The sequence below is a fragment of the Chryseobacterium sp. genome, assembly GCF_008014695.1.
Classification (GTDB): domain Bacteria; phylum Bacteroidota; class Bacteroidia; order Flavobacteriales; family Weeksellaceae; genus Kaistella.
Map to the genome: position 1 here is coordinate 245,711 of NZ_VOXE01000001.1, position 21,525 is coordinate 267,235.

Annotated in this window: 24 protein-coding genes; 9 read left to right on the forward strand and 15 right to left on the reverse strand. The window is 41.8% G+C overall.

The features are described from left to right. Window positions 1-218: 218 nt before the first annotated feature. The 3 genes from recQ to FUA25_RS01165 all read left to right on the forward strand — a co-directional run bounded on the left by recQ (window position 219) and on the right by FUA25_RS01165 (window position 4,504). Window positions 219-2,423, forward strand: coding sequence for a DNA helicase RecQ (recQ, locus tag FUA25_RS01155; protein ID WP_147755065.1), 2,205 nt, complete (start codon window positions 219-221; stop codon window positions 2,421-2,423). Window positions 2,424-2,814: 391 nt separating this feature from the next. Continuing rightward, the gene (gene lpdA / locus FUA25_RS01160) at window positions 2,815-4,218 is read left to right on the forward strand and encodes a dihydrolipoyl dehydrogenase (protein ID WP_147755066.1); all 1,404 of its coding nucleotides are present in this window, start codon (window positions 2,815-2,817) and stop codon (window positions 4,216-4,218) included. A gap of 91 nt (window positions 4,219-4,309) precedes the next feature. After that, complete coding sequence (locus FUA25_RS01165) at window positions 4,310-4,504, forward strand: KOW motif-containing protein (RefSeq protein WP_147755067.1); 195 nt, start codon at window positions 4,310-4,312, stop codon at window positions 4,502-4,504. Between the two features lie 8 nt (window positions 4,505-4,512). Here the strand turns inward: FUA25_RS01165 and FUA25_RS01170 are convergent, their stop codons facing one another. Continuing rightward, the gene (locus FUA25_RS01170) at window positions 4,513-4,710 is read right to left on the reverse strand and encodes a KTSC domain-containing protein (protein WP_147755068.1); all 198 of its coding nucleotides are present in this window, start codon (window positions 4,708-4,710) and stop codon (window positions 4,513-4,515) included. Between the two features lie 65 nt (window positions 4,711-4,775). Here FUA25_RS01170 and FUA25_RS01175 point away from each other — a divergent pair, with 65 nt between their 5' ends. Next, window positions 4,776-5,612 carry a S1 RNA-binding domain-containing protein gene (locus tag FUA25_RS01175; RefSeq protein WP_147755069.1) on the forward strand — a complete coding sequence of 279 codons (837 nt, stop codon included), beginning with the start codon at window positions 4,776-4,778 and terminating at the stop codon, window positions 5,610-5,612. A gap of 89 nt (window positions 5,613-5,701) precedes the next feature. Here the strand turns inward: FUA25_RS01175 and FUA25_RS01180 are convergent, their stop codons facing one another. Then, window positions 5,702-6,046, reverse strand: coding sequence for a DUF2116 family Zn-ribbon domain-containing protein (locus tag FUA25_RS01180; RefSeq protein ID WP_147755070.1), 345 nt, complete (start codon window positions 6,044-6,046; stop codon window positions 5,702-5,704). Between the two features lie 291 nt (window positions 6,047-6,337). On the opposite strand from FUA25_RS01180, the gene FUA25_RS01185 reads away from it, so the two are divergent. The 3 genes from FUA25_RS01185 to hisS all read left to right on the forward strand — a co-directional run bounded on the left by FUA25_RS01185 (window position 6,338) and on the right by hisS (window position 8,681). Continuing rightward, window positions 6,338-6,667: a single-stranded DNA-binding protein gene (locus FUA25_RS01185; RefSeq protein ID WP_147755071.1), complete on the forward strand. Its 330-nt coding sequence runs from the start codon at window positions 6,338-6,340 to the stop codon at window positions 6,665-6,667. Between the two features lie 66 nt (window positions 6,668-6,733). Then, window positions 6,734-7,180 (forward strand): HRDC domain-containing protein, encoded by a 447-nt coding sequence (locus tag FUA25_RS01190; protein ID WP_147755072.1) that lies wholly within the window; start codon window positions 6,734-6,736, stop codon window positions 7,178-7,180. 145 nt (window positions 7,181-7,325) lie between these two features. After that, window positions 7,326-8,681 carry a histidine--tRNA ligase gene (gene hisS / locus FUA25_RS01195; RefSeq protein WP_147755665.1) on the forward strand — a complete coding sequence of 452 codons (1,356 nt, stop codon included), beginning with the start codon at window positions 7,326-7,328 and terminating at the stop codon, window positions 8,679-8,681. A 38-nt stretch (window positions 8,682-8,719) separates the two neighbouring features. Here the strand turns inward: hisS and FUA25_RS01200 are convergent, their stop codons facing one another. Then, entirely contained in the window at window positions 8,720-8,935 is a 216-nt protein-coding gene (locus tag FUA25_RS01200) for a hypothetical protein (protein ID WP_147755073.1), read from the reverse strand. 128 nt (window positions 8,936-9,063) lie between these two features. Here FUA25_RS01200 and FUA25_RS01205 point away from each other — a divergent pair, with 128 nt between their 5' ends. Further along, window positions 9,064-9,861 carry a class I SAM-dependent methyltransferase gene (locus FUA25_RS01205; RefSeq protein ID WP_147755074.1) on the forward strand — a complete coding sequence of 266 codons (798 nt, stop codon included), beginning with the start codon at window positions 9,064-9,066 and terminating at the stop codon, window positions 9,859-9,861. Window positions 9,862-9,895: 34 nt separating this feature from the next. Here FUA25_RS01205 and FUA25_RS01210 read toward each other — a convergent pair whose 3' ends face one another. The 3 genes from FUA25_RS01210 to FUA25_RS01220 all read right to left on the reverse strand — a co-directional run bounded on the left by FUA25_RS01210 (window position 9,896) and on the right by FUA25_RS01220 (window position 12,045). After that, the gene (locus FUA25_RS01210) at window positions 9,896-10,162 is read right to left on the reverse strand and encodes a YtxH domain-containing protein (protein ID WP_228411617.1); all 267 of its coding nucleotides are present in this window, start codon (window positions 10,160-10,162) and stop codon (window positions 9,896-9,898) included. Window positions 10,163-10,264: 102 nt separating this feature from the next. Beyond that, entirely contained in the window at window positions 10,265-11,107 is an 843-nt protein-coding gene (locus FUA25_RS01215; RefSeq protein ID WP_147755666.1) for an isoaspartyl peptidase/L-asparaginase, read from the reverse strand. Between the two features lie 50 nt (window positions 11,108-11,157). Then, a complete protein-coding gene (locus tag FUA25_RS01220) occupies window positions 11,158-12,045 on the reverse strand; it encodes a cyanophycinase (RefSeq protein ID WP_147755075.1) in 888 nt (295 codons plus the stop codon). A 196-nt stretch (window positions 12,046-12,241) separates the two neighbouring features. On the opposite strand from FUA25_RS01220, the gene cphA reads away from it, so the two are divergent. Further along, the gene (gene cphA, locus FUA25_RS01225) at window positions 12,242-14,869 is read left to right on the forward strand and encodes a cyanophycin synthetase (protein WP_147755076.1); all 2,628 of its coding nucleotides are present in this window, start codon (window positions 12,242-12,244) and stop codon (window positions 14,867-14,869) included. Between the two features lie 71 nt (window positions 14,870-14,940). Here cphA and FUA25_RS01230 read toward each other — a convergent pair whose 3' ends face one another. The 9 genes from FUA25_RS01230 to FUA25_RS01270 all read right to left on the reverse strand — a co-directional run bounded on the left by FUA25_RS01230 (window position 14,941) and on the right by FUA25_RS01270 (window position 21,505). Further along, window positions 14,941-15,690 carry a DUF6261 family protein gene (locus FUA25_RS01230; RefSeq protein WP_147755077.1) on the reverse strand — a complete coding sequence of 250 codons (750 nt, stop codon included), beginning with the start codon at window positions 15,688-15,690 and terminating at the stop codon, window positions 14,941-14,943. A 394-nt stretch (window positions 15,691-16,084) separates the two neighbouring features. After that, entirely contained in the window at window positions 16,085-16,492 is a 408-nt protein-coding gene (locus FUA25_RS01235; protein WP_147755078.1) for a hypothetical protein, read from the reverse strand. 204 nt (window positions 16,493-16,696) lie between these two features. Continuing rightward, complete coding sequence (locus FUA25_RS01240; protein ID WP_147755079.1) at window positions 16,697-17,029, reverse strand: hypothetical protein; 333 nt, start codon at window positions 17,027-17,029, stop codon at window positions 16,697-16,699. A gap of 134 nt (window positions 17,030-17,163) precedes the next feature. Continuing rightward, window positions 17,164-17,580: a DUF3788 domain-containing protein gene (locus tag FUA25_RS01245; protein WP_185146630.1), complete on the reverse strand. Its 417-nt coding sequence runs from the start codon at window positions 17,578-17,580 to the stop codon at window positions 17,164-17,166. A gap of 122 nt (window positions 17,581-17,702) precedes the next feature. Further along, window positions 17,703-18,332, reverse strand: coding sequence for a hypothetical protein (locus tag FUA25_RS01250; RefSeq protein ID WP_147755081.1), 630 nt, complete (start codon window positions 18,330-18,332; stop codon window positions 17,703-17,705). A 12-nt stretch (window positions 18,333-18,344) separates the two neighbouring features. Continuing rightward, entirely contained in the window at window positions 18,345-18,641 is a 297-nt protein-coding gene (locus FUA25_RS01255; RefSeq protein WP_147755082.1) for a DUF3788 family protein, read from the reverse strand. An 89-nt stretch (window positions 18,642-18,730) separates the two neighbouring features. After that, window positions 18,731-19,351 carry a CpXC domain-containing protein gene (locus FUA25_RS01260; protein ID WP_147755083.1) on the reverse strand — a complete coding sequence of 207 codons (621 nt, stop codon included), beginning with the start codon at window positions 19,349-19,351 and terminating at the stop codon, window positions 18,731-18,733. Between the two features lie 45 nt (window positions 19,352-19,396). Further along, window positions 19,397-20,578 carry a hypothetical protein gene (locus FUA25_RS01265; RefSeq protein ID WP_147755084.1) on the reverse strand — a complete coding sequence of 394 codons (1,182 nt, stop codon included), beginning with the start codon at window positions 20,576-20,578 and terminating at the stop codon, window positions 19,397-19,399. 96 nt (window positions 20,579-20,674) lie between these two features. Beyond that, window positions 20,675-21,505 carry a type 1 glutamine amidotransferase gene (locus FUA25_RS01270; RefSeq protein WP_147755085.1) on the reverse strand — a complete coding sequence of 277 codons (831 nt, stop codon included), beginning with the start codon at window positions 21,503-21,505 and terminating at the stop codon, window positions 20,675-20,677. Window positions 21,506-21,525 lie beyond the last annotated feature (20 nt).

A 21,525-nucleotide genomic window follows, 5' to 3' on the forward strand; every position in this document is an offset into this window, starting at 1 on the left:
TTTGGAAATGAGGGTCTTATTGCTATAAGGTACGTTAATCTTTTCTTTAAACCATCATCAAAATAAAGTTGGATATTTTCTGTTTCAACTTTTATTTTTTAACTTTGATTAATATGCAAATTTAGCAAACAATTTCAGATGCGGAACGGTCACCTTAATTTTTTGGTGTTGCCTTAAACCCATCGGTTCCCATTGCTGAATCAATTGAAAAATTACAGATGAAAACACATACCGCCGATTTATCGAAGGAACTAAAAAAATATTTCGGCTTCTCTACATTTAAAGGACATCAGGAAGAAATTATAAAGGATTTACTGGAGGGCAAAGACATTTTTGTCCTTATGCCAACGGGTGGCGGAAAATCCCTCTGTTACCAGCTTCCTGCACTCATTTCTGAAGGTACGGCAATCGTCGTTTCACCCTTAATCGCTCTCATGAAAAATCAGGTGGATGCAGTGAACGGCCTTTCCTCCAACGAAGGAGTGGCACACGTACTGAATTCCTCTCTCAATAAAACACAGACGAAACAGGTTTTTGATGATATCAAAGCAGGCAGAACAAAATTGCTCTATGTTGCCCCAGAATCTTTAATCAAAGAAGAATATCTGGAATTTCTGAAAGAGGTTAAAATTTCTTTTGTCGCCATTGATGAGGCACACTGCATCTCGGAATGGGGCCACGATTTCAGACCCGAATACCGGAACCTGAAGCTTATCATCGATAAAATTGCCGATGTTCCTGTAATTGCCTTAACGGCTACCGCAACACCGAAAGTGCAGGACGATATCCAGAAAACACTCGGAATGTCCAACGCTTTGGTCTTCAAGGAAAGTTTTAACCGGGCAAATCTCTTTTATGAGATGAGACCCAAGGTGAATGTCGACCGCGAAATTGTGAAATTCATCAATCAGCATAAAGGAAAATCCGGAATTGTATATTGCCTGAGCCGCAGAAAAGTAGAGGAATTTGCCCAGCTTCTGCAGGTGAACGGAATCAACGCGTTGCCTTACCATGCTGGCTTGGATCAGAAAACCCGCGTGGCAAACCAGGATAAATTTTTGATGGAAGAAGCCGATGTAATCGTGGCCACAATCGCGTTCGGTATGGGAATCGACAAGCCCGATGTGCGTTTTGTGATCCATTACGACATCCCTAAATCGCTGGAAAGCTATTATCAGGAAACGGGCAGAGCTGGAAGAGACGGCGGCGAAGGAATTTGTGTGGCTTTTTATGATCCGAAAGACATTGAAAAACTTGAAAAATTTCTGGCACAGAAACCCGTTTCGGAACGCGAAATCGGTCTTCAGCTGCTGAATGAAGTAGTGGGCTATGCCGAAACTTCAATGAGCAGAAGGCAGTATTTGCTCAACTATTTTGGAGAGCAGTTTGATCCGGTACATGGCGCAGGGGCACTGATGTGTGACAATTCGGTGAATCCGCCGGCATTAAAGGATGCCACGAAAGAACTGAAACTGGTCTTAAGTCTTGTGAAAGATCTTGAAGAGAAATTCCGTACAAAAGACCTTATTGCAGTGATTTCCGGGAAGGAAAACTCGGTAACGAAATCCTATAAACTGGAAACCACAAAACATTTCGGCATCGGAAAAAACCAGGTGGAGAATTTCTGGAAATCCATCATCCGTCAGGCAACGGTGCAGAATTTTTTGCAGAAAGACATTGAAACCTATGGCGTTCTGAAGCTTACCGAGAACGGACATAAAGTAATTGAAGGCAAGGACAAGACTCCTTTCCTCATTGCCGAAGACCGCGAGTATGATCTGGCTCAGACCAAGGCCGATTCAGATCAGGTACAGGTGCAGGCAAGCGGTGCGCTGGATCAGGTATTGTTTGGCCAGTTGAAGGAACTTCAGAAAAAAGTGGCCAAAAAACATGGGATTCCACCGTACACCGTGTTTATGGAGCCGAGCCTCGAAGACATGACGGTTCAGTATCCCGTCACCGTAGAGGAAATCGGGAAAATTTACGGCGTGGGCGAAGGCAAAGCCAAAAAATACGGGAAAGAATTTGCAGAGTTCATCAAAAAATATGTAGACGAAAACAATATTGAGCGCACCCAGGACATGGTCCTCAAACAGGTGGCCAATAAATCGAGTCACAAGGTGTTCATCATTCAGAATACCGATAAAAAAATTGACCTGGAGGACATCGCGAAAGCAAAGAATCTATCCATGGACGATTTGCTCAAGGAAATGGAAAGGATTGTCTACCAGGGAACAAAACTCAATATCGATTATTATATCGATGAGAATTTTGATGAGGATATCGTTGAAGAGTTCATGGAGTTTATGGGCGAATCTGAAAGCGACAGCATGAAAGTCCTGTTAGCGGAATTTGGCGATGAACTCAGCGATGAAGAAGTGCGGATGCTGCGGATTAAATTTATTTCTGATGTAGCGAACTGATAAAAACGCATAGCCGAAAAAACGCGGTTTGTTTTGACTCTTCAGAAAATATTCTCTAGTTCAGTACTTGTTTTTGGTTTTTAAACCTCGTTATCCCTTTCTGGCAAATCTTTTCCTGAGATTGAGCCATTGTTGAGCCATATCTGAAGTATATCTAAAGTATGGATTGTGTATAGAAAGTGCGTACTTTATGTATAATTGAGTCAGACTGAGAGTACCCGTGAGTTCGCCGGAAGGATGTTCTGATCTTATTTCCCGGCTTTATATTTTCTTCATATGACGCTTTGGTATTCGGTATTTTAAGGCGAAATCTCACCCGTTTTTGCTGGCTGCACCCAAAATTTTTGTAATTTTGTGGAACTTAAATTGTCAAATAAAAATAAAAATAAAGATGAGTCAATTCGATGTTACCGTAATCGGTTCCGGTCCCGGAGGTTATGTAGCGGCAATCCGCTGCGCACAGTTAGGTTTCAAAACCGCCATTATTGAGAAATATCCGACGATGGGTGGAACGTGCCTAAATGTGGGCTGTATTCCTTCAAAAGCACTTCTGGACAGTTCTGAACATTTCGAAAATGCAAAACATCATTTCGCTGATCACGGAATCATGATCAATGAACCGGTTGCAGATCTGGCCAGAATGGTCGCAAGAAAAAATGAAGTGGTTGACCAAACAACGAAAGGCATCACCTTCCTCATGGACAAAAATAAAATTACGGTCTTTGAAGGAGTGGGAAGTTTTGAATCCTCAACTCAGGTAAAAGTCACTAAAAACGACGGTTCTTCTGAAACCATCGACTCAAAATATATCATCATCGCAACGGGTTCAAAACCCAGCTCACTGCCTTTCATTACACTCGATAAGGAAAGGGTGATTACCTCTACAGAAGCACTGAACTTGAAGGAAATTCCGAAACATCTGATTGTAATCGGCGGTGGAGTTATCGGTCTTGAATTGGGATCCGTCTATAAAAGATTGGGTTCTGAAGTAACGGTGGTTGAATTCATGGATAAGATCATCCCAACCATGGACGGTTCATTATCAAAAGAACTCAACAAAGTTTTACGGAAACAGGGCATGAAGTTCATGCTTTCAACTGCGGTTCAGGCCGTGGAAAGAAACGGCGACACGGTAAAAGTGACCGCGAAAGACAAAAAAGGTGCTGAAGTAGTTGTGGAAGGCGATTACGTTTTGGTTTCTGTAGGCAGAAAACCGTATACCGACGGACTTTCCCTCGAAAAAGCAGGGGTTGATCTTGATGAAAGAGGAAGAGTGAAAACCAATGAACATTTACAGACAAACGTATCCAATATTTACGCCATCGGTGATGTGGTGGCAGGTGCAATGTTGGCGCACAAAGCTTCTGAAGAAGGAGTTTTGGTAGCTGAACAGCTTGCGGGCCAGAAACCCCACATCAATTATAATTTAATTCCGGGCGTAGTCTACACCTGGCCGGAAGTTGCTGCAGTCGGAAAAACCGAGGAACAGCTGAAAGCGGAAGGCGTAGCCATCAAAGTAGGAAATTTCCCGATGCGTGCTTTGGGAAGAAGCCGTGCTTCAGGTGATCTTGACGGATTTGTAAAGATTATTGCCGACGAAAAAACCGATGAGGTTTTGGGCGTTCACATGATCGGAGCCCGCGCTGCTGACATGATTGCGGCCGCCGTTACCGCCATGGAATACCGTGCAAGTGCCGAAGATATTTCAAGAATGTCACACGCGCATCCGACTTTCGCGGAAGCGATCAAGGAAGCAGCTTTGGACGCGACAGCAAAAATCGCACTGCATTTTTAAAAATCGTTCATATTCGACCGGAAATCAGCAGTTTCAATAAATATATAAAAGAGAAGTTCCGGCTTCTCTTTTATAATTTTACAAAAAAACAATGAATACTGAAAAATCCATCCCTTTAAAAAATGGGGATCATTGTCATGTAATTGGCGGAACCCATAAGGGAAAATCGGGGACGGTGCAGGACATCAATCTGAGTAAAACTGGGCATATCACCATCACTGTTTGTCAGGAAAATGGAGCTCGCTTCAAAACTTTGGGTAAAAATGTTAAGGTAATCGGGAAATGACTAACTGATCAGTCTTTTCTTTCGTACCGGTAAAATGGTTTGATGTTTTTGTTCAGAAATACCCCTTTGGAATAAGCCGCCCTGAAATCATCAAAGACAGCTTGTGGAACATCAAAATAATCATATACCGAGCCCGAAACATAAATGATCGTGAGGATCTCCTGTTCCGGACGGTAAAAATATTTTTTGATAACGGACGATGGCATGCAGCATTTTCAGCAATTTTCGTTCCTTTAGTTTTCTTACCTTTGCATTCAATTATTACTTACCTATGGACCTCGGCAAAACTCAGCTTTTAAAAATCGCAGAAAAAAACTATTCCGGACTGTTTCTGGAAGACGAAAACGGAGAAAGAGCATTTCTTCCTAAAATTTTCGCGTCCGAAGATGCAGAAGTTGGCAGTGAAATGGAAGTTTTCGTATATCAAGACGATGATAAACTGAAAGCCACCACTGAGAAACCCAACGCCGAAGTCGGCGAATTTGCCGTTATGACCTGTGTGCAGAGCTTGCCTACCGGTGCTTTTATGGACTGGGGAATCATTAAGGATCTTTTCGTACCATACAAACAGCAGAAACAGAAGATTGAGGAAGGGAAACGTTACCTTGTTCATATTTATGTGGATGAATTCATCGGCTTAATTACCGGAACTACACGTTTCAAAAGAAATCCGCAGTACGAAGATTTGCCTTTCCGCAAAGGCGATAAAGTGAATCTGATCATCATGGGCGAAGGCGAACTCGGCTGGAATGTGGTCGTGAACAAAAAATATATCGGACTGATCTACGCTTCTGATGTATACAAAAAACTGTTTCCTTTATCGGAAGAAACGGGTTTCATTAAAACCATTCGCGAGGACGGTAAAATTGATGTTTCCCTGCAGCCCGAAGGCTATGACAATAACGATGAGTTTCAGCAGGTCATTCTGGAGAAACTGAACTTAAACCACGGTTTGCTTTTCCTTTCAGACAAATCGGAACCCGAAGAAATCAAGCAGGAACTGCAGATGAGCAAAAAGAATTTCAAAAAAGCAATTGGCGGCCTTTACCGCGATAAAAAGATTGAGATTCTGGAGGATAAAATCCGGCTGATTGAGGAGGGGGAATAAGAAAATAAACAGATAAAATTTATAAAGAGCGGGCTTAAGCCCGCTCTTCTGATTTGAATAGAGGAATTTGATATTACATTGATGAAAAATTACTCCTTCTTCACAAGCAAAATCCAGTCTTCCTCAAGCAGTTTGTACCCAATATCATATACAAACCGGTATTCGGCGCCGTTTTTATAGACTTTTAGATTTGTGAAATACTCGAAATCGAAACCCTCGGAAGCCAGCTTACTGCGCGTAGTTTTGGCCTTGCCGTCCGTGAACTTCTGATCAGCCAGAATGCGGTGGTTTTTGCGCAGCCTGTTATTGATGTTGCGCATAAAGTTCGAAGAATCTTTGTTCTGTTTATTATTAAAGGCATTGCGGCAGCCGTCTGAACAGAACTTTTTATCGGACCGGCCATGGATGGTTTCGCCGCATTCAAGACAGTTCATGGTAGTTAATTTCCTCAAATTTAGCAAATTATCCGTTTCCAAATGGCTTTTCCTTAGAATTTTGTTCGGTCAGTTCCTTTTTTATTCTATTCTAAAACTTTCTACCTCCTGAAACTGTTAAAATCTAGTATTCAGAAAATCGTATTGCAGTTTAAACGTTTTTAAACGACAACAAACGAAAATAATTATTTTTTTACCGAATAAAATTTACGAACCGTTGAATCTTTGCATCAGAGATTTGAGAAAAAACAGTGCGTCTCATTTCTAATGTTTAATTAAAATTTTTAAATCATGTCACTAAGAAACAAAGTAACCTTGATCGGTCACACAGGAAAAGAAGTTGAAACCGTGAACTTCGAAAATGGGAAACTCGCAAAAGTAACCCTCGCAACCAACGATTATTACACCAACGGACTCGGAGAAAAAGTGGAGGAAACACAATGGCACAACCTTGTTGCCAGCGGAAAATTAGCCGATATCATGGAAAAATATGTACAGAAAGGAAAGGAAATTGCGGTGGAAGGCAAAATCGTGTACCGCACTTTTGATGATAAGGCTGGAGTGAAACATTACATCACCGAAATCCGTGTAGAAGAGATTGTACTCTTGGGAAGCAAATAAAATTCCGGGTAAAGCCGGAACCTGACTCAGGTTTCGGCTTTTATTCTAACTCTTAAATTTAAGAAGATGAAAGTGAAATTTTTTAAAATCAGGTTATCGGATGAATTTATCCATTCCGATCAGAAGGTACTCGACCGGTTTCTGGCCGGACACAGCATCCTGAAATACGAATCGGCTTTCGTGCAGGATGAGGAAAGCTACTGGAGCGTCATTATTTACTATGAAGAATTAAAAATTGTGTTTAATGAAGCTAAAGCCCAAAAATATACGGCAGATGATGGTGCACTCAGCCCTGATGAGATCCGGATTCTGGAGTCACTGAAAATATGGCGCAGCGAAAAAGCAAAAGACCAAAGCCTTCCCGTGTATTTTATTGCCACCAACAAGGAACTGCTTTCGATTGCCAGATACCGCCCGGGCAAAAAGGAAGAACTGCTGGACATCAAAGGTTTCGGCAAACATAAAATTGAAAATTACGGCGAAGAGATCATTGAGATTGTGGAAACGGTTTAGGGTAAGGAAATTAGAGGTAATGGAGGAAGCAGGTGGAGAATTGCTCCGGATCGGCGTTCCCGATTTCTTCAGCCTTACGTGGCGAAAATCCTTTTCAATTCCTTATTTTTGCATTTCAGAAGTAAGAAATACATCACGCAAAAGTATGAAGCCAAGTTTAGCCAAAGGAACCCGCGATTTTACCGCCACGGAAATTGTGAACAGAAGATTGATCATCAATACCCTCCAGAAAAATTTTGAATTGTTTGGTTTCCAGCCTTTGGAGACGCCAAGTTTTGAAAATCTTTCCACTTTGACCGGGAAATATGGTGAAGAAGGTGACCGGCTCATCTTTAAAATCTTGAATTCCGGCGATTATGCTTCCAAAACCAATGAAGAGGATTGGGCCGCTAAAAACTCCCAGAAACTGATCTCCCAGATTTCTGAAAAAGCACTGCGTTACGATCTCACGGTTCCGTTTGCACGTTATGTGGCAATGAACCACGGACAGATGGTTTTTCCGTTCAAGCGATACCAGATTCAGCCGGTCTGGCGGGCCGACCGTCCCCAAAAAGGACGGTTCAGGGAATTTTACCAGTGTGATGCCGATGTAGTGGGTTCCGAAAGCCTTTGGCAGGAAGTGGACCTGGTTCAGCTGTATCTGAAATCTTTTTCAGATTTGAAAATTCCGGTATCCCTTCATCTGAATAACCGGAAAATACTCTCGGGCCTTGCAGAATTTGCAGGAATATCTGAGCAGCTTATCGACTTTACCGTTGCGCTCGACAAACTCGATAAAATAGGCAAAGATGGAGTGGTAAAAGAGCTTCTGGATAAAAATATTGCGCAGGAGTCGATTGATAAACTTGATTTTCTCTTCAACCAAAGTGAAAATGCACTCGATAATCTCAGGACACTTAAAGAAAAATTTGCAGGAAATGAAATCGGAACGAAGGGCGTAGAAGAACTAGAATTTGTTCTTACAAAATGTCTGGACCTCGGAATTTCCTCTGACAGCCTTAAATTCGATATTACCTTGGCAAGAGGCCTTGATTATTACACCGGTGCGATTTTCGAAGTTAAGGCCAACCATGTTGATATGGGTTCTATTGGCGGCGGCGGCAGGTACGATAATCTTACCGAGGTTTTTGGCGTGAAAAACATTCCCGGAATCGGGATTTCCTTCGGATTGGACCGGATTTACCTTGTAATGGAAGAACTTAAACTCTTCCCTGAAAATGTGGACCACTCGGTTCAGTATCTTTTTGCAAATTATGGTGAATTGGAGTCACTGGAAGCTGTAAAAGTCATCGCCAAACTCCGCGAAAGCGGAATTTCTGCAGAACTTTATCCCGAATCATCCAAACTGAAAAAGCAGTTTACATACGCTGAAAAAAAAGGGATCCCAAATCTTGTATTTTTCGGTGAAGAGGAAATATCCGCAGGAAAAATTACCGTGAAAAATCTTCAGAGTGGTGAGCAGGACACCATCTCTGTTGAAGATTTTTTAAAAACAATTTAAAGTACTCAAAATCTATTGCTTGTGCAATAAAGTAAATTTTATTCCCATCCGCAAAGGGTTTTTCCCATGTTCTGGGCTTTTTGAATACTTACTTTGATGATTTCATGTTTACAATTGGATAATCCTCTGCAGCTTTTGGTGTAATGGTATTTTTTTCCGCCACTGCTGTCACAGAGATACACTTCAGATTTGGAAATTGAACTTCCCTGCCAGTTCAGGATGACCGTAAGCGAAATGACAATGATTTTTTTCATTCTGTAAGTATTTAGAATATTGATTTTCTTTGGTATATAAATATATAGGAATTATTACAAGATTGGGATAAATTAATGGAATGTGTGTTGAATTTGCTATTTTGTTGCGATATTTACAAAAAACAATCATGGAAAATTACCTCGAAATCAATCGGAATTCCTGGAACAAAAAGGTGGAACCACACCTGAAATCTGATTTCTATTTTGTGGAGGAATTTGTAAAAGGACAAACTTCCTTAAATTCCATAGAGCTGGAACTTTTAGGGGATATTAAAGACTTAGAAATCCTCCATTTACAGTGTCATTTCGGCCAGGATTCCATTTCACTCTCCAGAATGGGTGCAAAAGTAACCGGAATCGACCTGTCGGATAAAGCGATTGAAGCAGCTCGAAATTTAGCTGAGAAATGTGAAACAGACACCGAGTTTTTAATCTCGGATGTTTATGAACTGCCTGATACGCTCCATAAGAAGTTTGATATGGTTTATACCAGCTATGGAACCATTGGCTGGCTTCCGGATCTGGGCCGATGGGCAAAGGTGGTGTCGCATTTCCTGAAGCCGGACGGCAAATTTATTTTTGTTGAATTTCATCCTTTTATCTGGATGTATGATGATGACTTTACCCACTTGAAATACAGCTATTTTAACGAAGAAACCATTGTTGAAAATGAAGAGGGAACTTATGCCGACAAAAGCGCAGAAATCAGTGTGAAAACAGTCACCTGGAACCATCCCACTTCCGAAGTGCTTAATTCGCTTATTAAAAACGGGCTGGAAATTAATCTTTTTAATGAATATAACTGGTCGCCTTACGACTGCTTTAAGCATAACGAAAAAGTAGGGGATAAACAGTTCCGGATTCCCCACCTGGGTACAAAAGTTCCGCACGTTTTTTCACTGATTGCCAAAAAAAAATCCGGCTGATCATTGATCAGCCGGATTTACGGTATTTTGCAAATTAATTAAAATTCTGCTGAGCGTCAGTTTTTACATCCTCAGCTAACTTTTCTCCTTTATTTGTGTATTCAGAAGCTTTGTTCTGAACCTGCGACGCAACATCAGAAGCTTTGCTTTTCAAATCGCTCCCGAATTTATTCAGATTGTCTTTTGCAGTATTGATTTTATCTTTTACCACTTGCTGCTCTTCTGGTGTGGAGTTTTTATATTTCCACCAAGCCAATGCTCCTAATCCAAGTAAGGCCAATAAGCCGTTTCTCTTTTTCATAATCTTAATTTTTAAGTTGTTGATATTAATGTTATGGCATTGATTGTAAAATCTATGCCAAAGCCAACTTAATTCTTTTAAAGTTATGTTAAAATATAAATACTAGTTAAAAATACTAAAGTTACTGCCGTCGAAACTGGCAAAAACCATGGTTGGATGCGAATCCTGATGAAAAATATCTCCTTTGTGATCAATTCCGATTGCCCCCGCAAAACCTTCAATTTCTTTCAGTTCCTGAAATGTCTTTTCAAATGCTTTTTCAATACTGAATCCGTCGGAAACGCGGGTTACGATTTTTGAAGCGGTTGCATTGCTCACAATATCTTCGCCCACACCGGTACAACTTACCGCACAATATCTGTTCGCGTAATTTCCGGCGACTGTTGCAGAATCGGAAACCCTGCCCACCAGTTCAAATCCTTTTCCGCCGGTAGAAGTGGCAGCAGCAAGTTTCCCGTTACTGTCGATAGCGACGCAACCTACCGTTCCTTTTCCGCCGTTTCTGAGTTTTTCCTCATATTCTTTTCGGCGCTGCGGTATTTCGGTGGAAAATTCCGGAATGCCGTGTTCAGTAGCGTATTTTTTGGCGCCGTTTCCTCCTAAAACACGGTCATCTTCCTGCATCAGGATACGGGCGATTTCGATTGGATTTTTAACATTTTCGATATTGATGACTCCCGAGAATTTCTGGTTTTCACCGTTCATTAAAGAAGCACTCATCCGGATTTTTCCGTCACTCTGAATTTGCGATCCTGTTCCGGCATTGAAAAGATTATTGTCTTCCAACAGCGAAACTGCATATACAACGGTTTCTTCCGCAGTATGGTCTTTTAAATAATCAAATGATGACGAAACTATTTGTTTCAGCGCAGCCTGTTTGGCTGCTTTAACTTCATTGCTCTGGTCGCTTTCGGAAAAAAATCCGCCGTGAATAATTAATTTCATCATGTATATTTTGTGGAAAATTGGAAATGAAGAAGATTCGGAATTGGCTCTTATATATCCTGTGGAATGGGATTGTACTGCGAATTTTCGATCGTAAGTTCCTTCGTTTTGAGATTGTAATGATCATTGACTGACATGACGTGTACGATCAGATTGTCAATGGAAATAGGATCTCCAAGCTCAATATTGGTCAGATTGGTATCTTTAATAAATCTGCCGTCGACAAGGATGACAAGACCCGATCCAATTGCCGTCATTTTATCTCCATAAATGAAGAGGCCGGTGTCTTCACCCAACCCGATTCCAAGCGTTCTGGGATTATTGACTACCGCCTGAAACAGCCTTCCGATTCTTCCGCGCTGTACAAAATGCGTGTCGATTATGACATTTTCCATGAACCCAAGGCCTTGAGTAGTTTTGATTTCCCCTTTTAAAAGGGCTTCATGGCTGGAACCCTGATAAATCATGTTTTCCGAAGCCGCGGCGGCTCCGGCCGATGTTCCGGCATAAATAAAATCCTGTTCCTGATATTTTAAAAGGATGGCTTCATGGAATCGTGTACCACCCAAAATGGAAGTCAGGCGCAACTGGTCGCCACCGGTAAAGATTACCACATCAGCAGCATTGGCGCGCGCTACGATGGCATCGCTGTTGGCCTGTTCGCGGTTTTGGATGTCCAATACGTTGACGGTTTTAGAACCGAGGAATTCAAATGCTTTTTTATATTCGGGGCCCACAATCTGAGGAATCTGGGAAGCAGTGGTGATGATTTCGATGACCGAATCCTCCTTCAGACGCGATTCGTTGATGATCTTTCTTAAGATTCCTCTTTCAAAGAAGTTAAGGTTTTTTTCTATGTTCTGATCGTATTCCGTCTCGGCAAAACTCCCTTTATTTACGGCGCCACCGATAATCATTAATTTTCCAACTGGTATCATACCTTGCAAATTTAAAAAAATAATTACATCATACTGAATACTTTAGTAAAAACTTCCTCTGAAATATATTCGCTGATCTTTGAACTTATGATGAAAATAATGTTCTATTTTATAAAAATATTCCCAATTATCGATCAATTCTGCTACCTTTGATAATCATTAAAGAATATACAGCAGAAAATACCCCTTATAAACTATGAAAATTGAAAAAATACAGGTTCTGAAAGGCCCGAATATCTGGAGCATCCGCCGAAAAAAACTTATTCAGATGCGTCTGGATCTGGAAGAAGTGGAACAGTTTCCTACCAATAAAATTGACGGTTTCCGGGAAAGACTGGAACTCCTGATGCCTTCTATGATTTCTCACCGCTGTTCGGAAGGGGTAGAAGGTGGATTTTTTCAACGGGTCGAAATGGGAACCTGGATGGGCCATGTCATTGAACACATTGCTCTTGAGATCCAGACCTTAGCCGGTATGGAAGCCGGGTTCGGACGTACGCGGGAGACCAAAACCCCGGGTGTTTACAATGTGGTATTCAGTTATATCGAAGAGAACTGTGGCGTATATGCGGCTCAGCAGGCGGTAAAGATCTCTGAATATTTAATGGACGGAAGAGACTATGATCTGGAAACCTGTATTCTGACCCTGAAAGAACTCCGGGAAAAGGAACGTCTCGGGCCTTCCACAGGAAGCATTGTGGAAGAAGCAGTTGCAAGGAACATTCCGTGGATCAGATTGGGTAAAAACTCCCTCGTTCAGTTGGGATATGGCGTGAACCAGCAAAGATTTCAGGCAACCATTACCGGAAAGACCAGTTCTATTGCCGTAGATATTGCCTGCAACAAAGAACTGACCAAAAAAATGCTCGATGATGCCGCCATTCCGGTTCCGGTGGGTGATCTGGTAAGCGAAGTGGATGAACTGAAAAGGGTCATCGACAAGATCGGTTACCCAGTGGTGTTGAAACCGTTGAGCGGGAACCACGGACGCGGACAGACCATCAATGTAACCGACTGGGAAGTGGCCAAAGAAGGGCTTGTTCATGCACAGCATGTATCCCCGAAAGTAATCGTCGAAAAATATGTCACCGGTTTCGATTTCCGTGTACTGGTCATCAACCATAAACTCGTCGCGGCAGCCAGAAGGGTTCCCGCACATATCGTTGGCGACGGCGAACTGAACATCCAGCAGCTCATCGATAAAGAAAACCAGGACCCAAGAAGAGGATACGGACATGAAAATGTACTGACCGAGATTTTGGTTGATAAAGATACGAATGAACTCCTCGATAAATTAAGTTATTCGCTGGAAACGGTTCCTAAAAAAGGGGAAATCGTTTACCTGAAATCCACTGCAAACCTTTCCACAGGCGGAACTTCCATTGATGTCACCGATATGGTGCATCCGGAAAATGTAACCATGTGCGAAAGGATCTCCAGAATTATCGGTCTTGATGTCTGCGGTGTGGATATCATGGCTGAAAACCTTACCCAGCCCTTGAAAGAGAGTGGCGGTGCCATCCTTGAAGTGAATGCTGCACCCGGTTTCAGGATGCATCTCGCCCCGAGTGAAGGACTGCCGAGAAACGTTGCGGCTCCTGTCGTGGATATGCTGTATCCGCCGGGAAAACCTTTCAGGATTCCGATCATTGCCGTAACCGGAACAAACGGAAAAACAACCACAACAAGACTTATCGCGCATATTGTCAAGAACAATGGTTACAGAGTAGGGTTTACGACCTCAGACGGAATTTACATCCAGAATACCATGCTCACAAAAGGGGATACCACCGGTCCGATTTCAGCGGAATTTGTGCTGAAGGATCCTACCGTGGAATTTGCCGTGCTGGAAACCGCAAGAGGCGGAATCCTGCGCTCAGGTTTGGGATTCAACACCTGTGACATCGGAGTGCTGACCAATATCAAGGAAGATCACCTCGGGGTGAGCGATATCCATAACCTGAAAGACCTTACGCGCGTAAAAAGAGTCGTACTGGATGCCGTGAAAAAAGACGGGTGGTGCGTGCTGAATGCCGACGATGAATATTCCATGCGGATCATCAATGATCTGGATTCCAAGGTGGCTATTTTCAGTCTCGACGAGAACAATCCGCATATCCGCAAATTTGCAAAGGAAGGGAAGATCACTTGTGTATATGAAGAAGGCTTCATCACCATTAAAAAAGGAGACTGGAAAATACGCATTGCCAAAGCTATCAATATTCCGATTACGATGGAAGGCAAAGCGAGATTTATGATCTCGAACGCACTGGCAGCAAGTTTGGCCACCTATTTATACGGTTTCGAGATCGAGGACATTGCCAATTCGCTCCGGACTTTCATTCCGAGTGCACAGCTCACGCCGGGAAGGCTGAATATCTTTAAATTCAAGAAATTCCATGTGCTCATCGATTTTGCGCACAATCCTGCAGGGTATGAAGCCATTGAGGATTTTCTGAAGAACGTGGACGCTACGAAGAAAATTGGCATTATCTCCGGAGTCGGAGATCGCCGCGATGAAGACATCCGGGAATGCGGCAAGATTGCCGGAAGAATGTTCGACTATATCATCATCAGAAACGAAAAACACCTGCGCGGAAGAACCGAGGAAGAGATCAACGGTCTCATCATTACCGGAATTCAGGAGTCGGGGAGAGATGTCAGCTACGAGAGCATTCCGAAAGAGATCGAAGCCCTTAAACATGCCATGAGCATGGCCGAGGAAGGAACCTTTATCACCGCCTTGAGCGATGTGGTATCCAACGCCATCGATTTGGTTCAGGAATACCAGAACAAAGAGATCTTGGAAGAAGGACTGCACTGATCAGCTTCTTTTTGAAATAATATAATCCCGGCGCAAGCCGGGATTTTTGTTTTTAGTTCGGCAGCTTTTCCTTATACCGGTTCTTCCGGTGCGGGCGAAGGATTCCGTAGGCGGCGCGCCAGCAGCACGTCGGCGTAATACTGACGGCCGTTGTTCATGACGGCGAAAAGGTCCCGGTAAAAGGCATCGTTCTTTACATTGGCCAGAGTGGTAATGTAGTCCACCATCTGGCGGTATTCCTCAAGGAGGGCATTGCGCAGGGCCTTCACATCATAGGTCACCTTTTGCGAAGCCTTGAAGGAACGGGTCGAGAAGAGGTCGTTGAAAGCGGTATTCGAGGAATCGAGCTGGTTCACGAATTTCACGATACCCAGAGAGGCGAGATGCATACTGTGGTCGGCGGAAAGCAGCCGTTCGCAAAGGGTGTTGAGGCGGTTGGTCTCTTCCTCGAAGGAGGCGTTTTCCACCTGCCGGTATTCATTCAGCAGGAGTTTCACCGCCGTATAGGCGTCGCGTTCGGCCTGCGACCTGGCGTTGCGGTAGGGTTTAATGGCATCGCGCAGCGCCTGGAGGTCGCGGTCGCGTTCGGCATCGGCGTGTGCGATTTTTGCGGATTCCTCACTCGCCCGCATTTGGTCCAGCGCGCGGTTATAGGTTGGCAGCTTTGTCTGCAGGGAGTCAAACATCCTTTTAAAATCCGGATCGGTTGCGGTTTGGAGGGAAGTCTGGCCGAAATCTTCAAAAAACCTTACGATAAGCTGCCCGAATTCGGGGTGGCGGAGGCTCTGATAGTTGAGCGGTGCCGGTCTGAACTTGTTCATAACGATTTATTTAATTGGTTCTTCAAGGTATGGGTGAGGGACGGGGCAAACCAGTTTTGGTTCTCATCGTCCCTCGCGGGGGACGGGGCCAACCAATATTGGTTGAAGGTTTCCCGAGTAGGGGAAAGGGCAAACCACTTTTGGTTCAGGGTTTCCCTCATTCGGGACAGGGCCATCCTCTTTTTGGGTGGCGGAACAGGCAATATTGTTCCGCTTATCCATATCAAAATTATAAAATAATTCTAATATGCTGGAGGTTAGAGGGTTATTTTTTTTTGGAAAATTTTAGAAGTGTTATATTATGGATTCGGGATGCAGCATGGATTTGATTAAAAGTGTATATATTTGACTCCTGCGCGAAGTCGGTAACTATGGGCGAGTTGGGAGGACTACTTCATAGATGTACAAAAAAAGACCCTACATTCTCATTATTTTCATATCTCTCAAACTCAATATTAAATAAATTTTCGAGAGTATCTATAATCATTATTTGCTTCCATCCTTTGTTTTTAAATTTTTCAATCAATTCACCTTCAGTAATCTTAATTATATCAGAGTAATACAAATTATGATCTACTATATATTTTAGTAAGTCAATCAAATTTATTATTTGGGAGGTTTTTAATTGGACTTCCCATTTAAAATAAACTTCTTCGTTATCTTCATCAGAATCATTCCAAATTATTTGTCCAAACAGTTTATTGTTTTCAAATTTTATAAATTTTATTTCATCAACTTTATAAATAGCCAAAAATAGAGTGGCAAACTCAAATACTAATTTATCATATTTACTTTGTTGCATTTGTAAGAATTTTTACTGCTTTATCAGTTAATTGAATATGTTTTGAATCTATTGGCAAAGTATCTGTTTTTTAGATGGCGCAAGTCGGGAAACTATGCGCAGCGGGCTCATATTATTTTTAATTTATACACTATAATAAAGTCGGACATTCATTTTGAATAAAGAAGTTGATTCAATTAAAATTGTTTTGTGTTTCCAGATTTATTACTTTGAATTATATCTTTTGTAAAACTCATATTTACCTTCTTTACTCTTCCTGTAAACATTAAATTCAGTGGTGTTTGCTTCTTTGGATATAGAATCATCAATTTTTAAGTGAAGAGAATCCAATACAGATTGTTCAACTGATAATCCATGTTGTAAATAATAAAAAGTTGATCTTTTAGGCCAATTACTACTATCTATTATCTTCTCATTTATTGAGCTTTCTTTAAATTTTTTATTGCCCAAGTAAACAAACTTATACAGATAAAAGTAACTAAATGCTATCAATCCTAGCAAAATTGGAATGAAGCGATAATAACTCTTTGCTTTCATAATTATTTCAATTGGTAAATAGGTGTATCAGTGCTAAATAAAGTTGGACCCTTCCTCCGCTGCGCAAAGTCTCTTGACTTTGAGCTTACTACCGTCATAATTATTGTATTCCTTATGTTCATTAGAATCAATCTCTAATTTCCAATCTTTATCTCAATAAGTCTTAAAAGGTCTTCAAAACCGGAGTGGCCTTTCACGTCAATGCGGATTCCGCGGCCTTCGGCATACGATTTTGCAGCCTGTAATTCGTTTTTAATTGCCTCTGAAACGGTACTGCCCATAATCTTATCCATTGCCTTCTGCCCAAAGACAAAGGCTGCCTTGAAATACCCGTCACGCGGCAGCAGGTAAATCAGGACCCGTTTTTTGTCTTTGATGCGGTAACTCCATCCGAATTTTTCTCCGGAATAGTTCCATTCGGCAAGCGTAAAGGGTGCCGTCTTCGTGGTAAAGTTTTCCAGCTCCTGCCAGATTGGAAAGGTGGCTCCGAGGGCTTTTTCGAGCTCGGAAGAAGTGGGCGTGAGGGTTTTCTCGGCGAAGATGCTTTTCATGGTCATTATGAGGGGAACAATGTTTAGTCGGTGTGCCAATTATATAAAATATGATACCTGCTTTTTTTGATAGCACAAATGGCCACTTATTTCATCGAAGGAATTGAGTCTGTTAGGTTGATCTACTTTGATTTTAACCTCGATGCAGCCCAAACATATTCTTTTGGAAATTCTCCAAAGTAACTGATATAAGTTCCATTTGGGGAGATTACAGTAAAGCTACCACAAGGATAGTGATTTTTGAAAAATAATCTTTCAACAGTTCCGTCCGGATCCAGATTCCATGGCAAGAAGGATTTGTCTTTAAGGAGACCGGATTTATTTTTATAGATATAAATGGGATTAGTTCCGATAATTTTAAATACACCTTGATCCAGTTCGGCATACCATTTTTTACTGGACTTTATGTCGGTGCTGCCAGACGAATTACAACGATCTTCACCAGGATGAAAAATAATGACAAGTGGTTTGGTTTTATTAATTTCAACTTCACTTGCACTTGCCAGTTTTTCATATAAATCTTCAATATCTGTGATAGATCCTTCTTCTTCACGAAATACAAGTTTTAAAGAATTCAGACTGTCACCTGGAATTTCTAAAAATTCTCCGGAATCTCTTTTTGTTTGAAATTCACTTTTAGAGATTTTTATATTGTCTTGATTGAAATACCTTAGATGTTTAGTTGATTGTGCGTTGATAATCCCCGCGAAAAGAAAACATACAATCATTAAAAGTTCACCTAATTGTTTCATGTTTTAATGTGTCTATAAGTTTTTGGATATTGTCGATTTGATATTATTTGAAAATTTTATGATCGAAAACAAAGGCTGCTTTGAGATATCCGTCCCGCACAGTAGGTAAATCAGCACCCGTTTTTTGTCTTTGATACGGTAACTCCACCCGAACTTTTCTCCGGAAAAGTTCCATTCGGCAAGCGTAAATGGCGCCGTCTTCGTGGTAAAGTTTTCCAGATCCTTCCAGATCAGAAACGTTGCTCCGAGGGCTTTTTCGAGCTCCGCAGAAGTGGGCGTGAGGGTTTTCTCGGTGAAGATGCTTTTCATAAGGAATTTAATGTTACACAACTTTTTGGTGATCTATTAGAAGTATGAGACCAGCCAAGACGACGAAAGTTACGTTAGGTAGAAAATTTTTATTTTCTGAGAATTTCAAGATTGTATAGATTGGTTTTCTCGTCAGCATCAAGATTTTTAATATCATGTTTTACCTCCAGTATTTGACCTGGGTTACTGTAACAATAGAAAGAAATTTTCTTTTTAAACAATCCATTTTCTATTTTCTTGTAAAAAACATTGAAATGGAAATCCTCTTTTATTTCTGCTACCTTTGTTATTGATTCATCCAACATGTCTTTCATTTTGTCAGAAACTTTTTGAACCACTAAATCGTTCAGTTTGCTGTCAAAAATATTTATCTTTTCAACAAGCTTTTCATAGTCATACACTTTGCGGTAAATATAACCCTGCGCTATCATGTCTTCGAGAATCTTTTCTTTTCCTTCATCTTTTTCTTCCTTTACATCGGCCACAGATAATTCAAGCATGATTTTATTTTTCATGTCGTGATAAAGAAAACCAGCAATAATATTGATTTCTTTTTTACAATTTGAACAGGTATTTTCGTTTAGTTTTCCGGAAAGGACTTTATTTTTCAGCTCTGGCTGTAAAGTGATGTTTACCGTTTGATAATACTGCAATTCCTGTTGAGAATCACAGTGAGGGCAAATTTGTACGACGGTGTTATTTAAACTCATTTCTGTTTAATTGAATTCGTTAGTTTGGCTAATCTCTATAATAAATTAATCCGCAAAAAAAGCCGTCGAGCCGCCAATCCAGATCGCATCCTTCTTGTTAAAATCTACATTGACCATGTCGGCCTTCGTCATTCTTACGAGGTGTTCCATGAGTTTAGGGCGGTCTTCATCCTCGAACCAAATGTAGAGCAGGCGGATTTCGGCCTTCGAATATTCACCGTTGGGATCTTTGAACAGAGGGGCATACCGTACTTTTTTCTGGAGGATGTAGTTTTCTTTGTCATCAATCGCCTCCGTGATCTCTTTTGTCGGATGCAGGTTCACTCCGCTTCCCGCAAAGGAGAAGAGGGGTTTGAGGACAAAATTCTCCAGATTTTCGGTGTCGGGAAACTCATGCAGGAAATAGCTTTTGGGAACATAGGCATGATCCAGTTTCGGCAGCAGGAATTTGGAGATTTTAAAAAACCAGTTCGGATGCGTGATCCATTTTACATCCACGTCTTCCCGGAAGTCGAATTCCGTTTTCAGGTCTTCAATACGGTCGAGTTCATCGAAAATGACGCGGTTGTAGATGCGTTTGATCTCAATGAGTTTGCCGTTATTCTCATAGTAGAGTTTACGGTCTTTTTTAGTAATTTCAGTAAGACAGACCGGTTTGATGCCGAGTTTTTTCTCGGTGATGTAAAAATCGATATTGGTCTTCTGGCGGTGCGGCTCAATTTCGAGGAGGATGACGTTCTCAGGATTCTCGTCACCAATCAGCAAACGGCGCAGGTCGTTGTAATATTCTTCGTCGGTTGTTGGGGGTTTCAGTTCGTTCAGAAAAGGGTAGACTTCGCAGTACGTGTTCTGAAGTTCCCGCTGAAAGCCGTACAGCGTCGGAAATGCCTGAAGTTCGATGAGTTGTGGTTCCACTTCGCCTTTTTCATTCTCGCAGATCCCGAAATCGATCGTAAAGAAATGCGGTTGATTCGTATCATTAGGCACATTGCAGTTATCGGGGATTGCTTTAGAAAGTTCTTTAGGCGACATTTTTTTAATCTGCGAGACAATACTGTCGCAGGCCCCGTAAAGTTTTGCCTGGAAATCCTTCGTCAAAAAAACCGGACTTTCCGATACGCGGAACAACGGCTCCGTTCCCCCTTTCTGCTTAAGCGTTTCGAGGATTTCACGGTATTTCTCTGTGCTGAACTCACTGTTGAACCGGTCTCTGTATTTGCGAATCATGGGTCAGGGTTTAATGATTAAATGTAAGGAATTTCCGGATATCGTTCACAAAAAAACCGGGTAAGAACCCGATTTATTTATTTTTATGTTGTGTACTTAAGCAATCTCACATTCTTTGAGAATCTGTTCAGAAGCTTGCTGCAGGAAGCGCGGCAGGATCTGCTCGCGGGTGAAGAGGATTTTATCCGGATCATCCATGCGGTCGACGGTTTCGAGGAATTTTTCCATACCGTAACTTTCGATCATGGCTTCGCGGTTTTTTTCGTCTTTCAGGTTTTCGATCATTCCCTGCGGATCGGCTTCCGGATGGAACTGGGTGCCGAAGATTTCTTCCGAGAAACGTACCGCCATCACTGCTCTTTCAAGATGGATATGCGGCCTTACTTTTTCCAGTGCCACGATCTCCATTCCCAATTCTTGAAATTTTTCAAGATCCGGTTCGATAAACTGGTATGCTCTTGAATCTACGCCGTAAAAAGGTTCAGCGAGGTTTTTAAGCAGAAAATCAGTTTCGCCTTCAGAGGTTTTATGGATCGGCATTACACCAAAAGAATAGGATTTCCTTTTGCAGATGTTCCCGAGTTTCCAGTGGATGCTTGCCAGTTGGAATGAATGGCAGATGAGGAAGAGGTATTTTTTGTTTTCTGAAATTTTATTGTGTTCCCAGATCTGATTTAGCAAATCTGCGAATTTTTCTTCCCATTCCATGCCTTCACGGTGCGGATTTCCGGGGCCGCCTGAGGAAATGAAAATGTCAAAATCTTCAACTGCGGGCATTTCGTTCTCATACCGAACTTCAAATACCTCAATATGTACCGCAGTTGCAGCAGTTTCCTTAAAAGCCTGTGCAATTTCCTTTATATTCCGCATGCCCTGATTTGCACGCCCGTTGTTCATATCCAGCAGCGCCAGTTTTATCTCTTTCATTTAATTCCGTTTACGGTGCA

What these genes read in the sequence shown, in the direction of transcription:
- FUA25_RS01235 (WP_147755078.1), bottom strand. Translation starts at nt 16,492, where the DNA reads ATGCAACAAAGTAAATATGATAAATTAGTATTTGAGTTTGCCACTCTA.
- FUA25_RS01230 (WP_147755077.1), bottom strand. Translation starts at nt 15,690, where the DNA reads ATGAACAAGTTCAGACCGGCACCGCTCAACTATCAGAGCCTCCGCCAC.
- FUA25_RS01210 (WP_228411617.1), bottom strand. Translation starts at nt 10,162, where the DNA reads ATGAAAAAGAGAAACGGCTTATTGGCCTTACTTGGATTAGGAGCATTG.
- FUA25_RS01260 (WP_147755083.1), bottom strand. Translation starts at nt 19,351, where the DNA reads ATGAGTTTAAATAACACCGTCGTACAAATTTGCCCTCACTGTGATTCT.
- FUA25_RS01270 (WP_147755085.1), bottom strand. Translation starts at nt 21,505, where the DNA reads ATGAAAGAGATAAAACTGGCGCTGCTGGATATGAACAACGGGCGTGCA.
- FUA25_RS01240 (WP_147755079.1), bottom strand. Translation starts at nt 17,029, where the DNA reads ATGAAAGCAAAGAGTTATTATCGCTTCATTCCAATTTTGCTAGGATTG.
- FUA25_RS01250 (WP_147755081.1), bottom strand. Translation starts at nt 18,332, where the DNA reads ATGAAACAATTAGGTGAACTTTTAATGATTGTATGTTTTCTTTTCGCG.
- FUA25_RS01255 (WP_147755082.1), bottom strand. Translation starts at nt 18,641, where the DNA reads ATGAAAAGCATCTTCACCGAGAAAACCCTCACGCCCACTTCTGCGGAG.
- FUA25_RS01220 (WP_147755075.1), bottom strand. Translation starts at nt 12,045, where the DNA reads ATGATACCAGTTGGAAAATTAATGATTATCGGTGGCGCCGTAAATAAA.
- FUA25_RS01165 (WP_147755067.1), top strand. Translation starts at nt 4,310, where the DNA reads ATGAATACTGAAAAATCCATCCCTTTAAAAAATGGGGATCATTGTCAT.
- FUA25_RS01215 (WP_147755666.1), bottom strand. Translation starts at nt 11,107, where the DNA reads ATGAAATTAATTATTCACGGCGGATTTTTTTCCGAAAGCGACCAGAGC.
- FUA25_RS01185 (WP_147755071.1), top strand. Translation starts at nt 6,338, where the DNA reads ATGTCACTAAGAAACAAAGTAACCTTGATCGGTCACACAGGAAAAGAA.
- FUA25_RS01245 (WP_185146630.1), bottom strand. Translation starts at nt 17,580, where the DNA reads ATGAAAAGCATCTTCGCCGAGAAAACCCTCACGCCCACTTCTTCCGAG.
- FUA25_RS01175 (WP_147755069.1), top strand. Translation starts at nt 4,776, where the DNA reads ATGGACCTCGGCAAAACTCAGCTTTTAAAAATCGCAGAAAAAAACTAT.
- FUA25_RS01180 (WP_147755070.1), bottom strand. Translation starts at nt 6,046, where the DNA reads ATGAACTGTCTTGAATGCGGCGAAACCATCCATGGCCGGTCCGATAAA.
- FUA25_RS01265 (WP_147755084.1), bottom strand. Translation starts at nt 20,578, where the DNA reads ATGATTCGCAAATACAGAGACCGGTTCAACAGTGAGTTCAGCACAGAG.
- cphA (WP_147755076.1), top strand. Translation starts at nt 12,242, where the DNA reads ATGAAAATTGAAAAAATACAGGTTCTGAAAGGCCCGAATATCTGGAGC.
- recQ (WP_147755065.1), top strand. Translation starts at nt 219, where the DNA reads ATGAAAACACATACCGCCGATTTATCGAAGGAACTAAAAAAATATTTC.
- lpdA (WP_147755066.1), top strand. Translation starts at nt 2,815, where the DNA reads ATGAGTCAATTCGATGTTACCGTAATCGGTTCCGGTCCCGGAGGTTAT.
- hisS (WP_147755665.1), top strand. Translation starts at nt 7,326, where the DNA reads ATGAAGCCAAGTTTAGCCAAAGGAACCCGCGATTTTACCGCCACGGAA.
- FUA25_RS01205 (WP_147755074.1), top strand. Translation starts at nt 9,064, where the DNA reads ATGGAAAATTACCTCGAAATCAATCGGAATTCCTGGAACAAAAAGGTG.
- FUA25_RS01170 (WP_147755068.1), bottom strand. Translation starts at nt 4,710, where the DNA reads ATGCCATCGTCCGTTATCAAAAAATATTTTTACCGTCCGGAACAGGAG.
- FUA25_RS01190 (WP_147755072.1), top strand. Translation starts at nt 6,734, where the DNA reads ATGAAAGTGAAATTTTTTAAAATCAGGTTATCGGATGAATTTATCCAT.
- FUA25_RS01200 (WP_147755073.1), bottom strand. Translation starts at nt 8,935, where the DNA reads ATGAAAAAAATCATTGTCATTTCGCTTACGGTCATCCTGAACTGGCAG.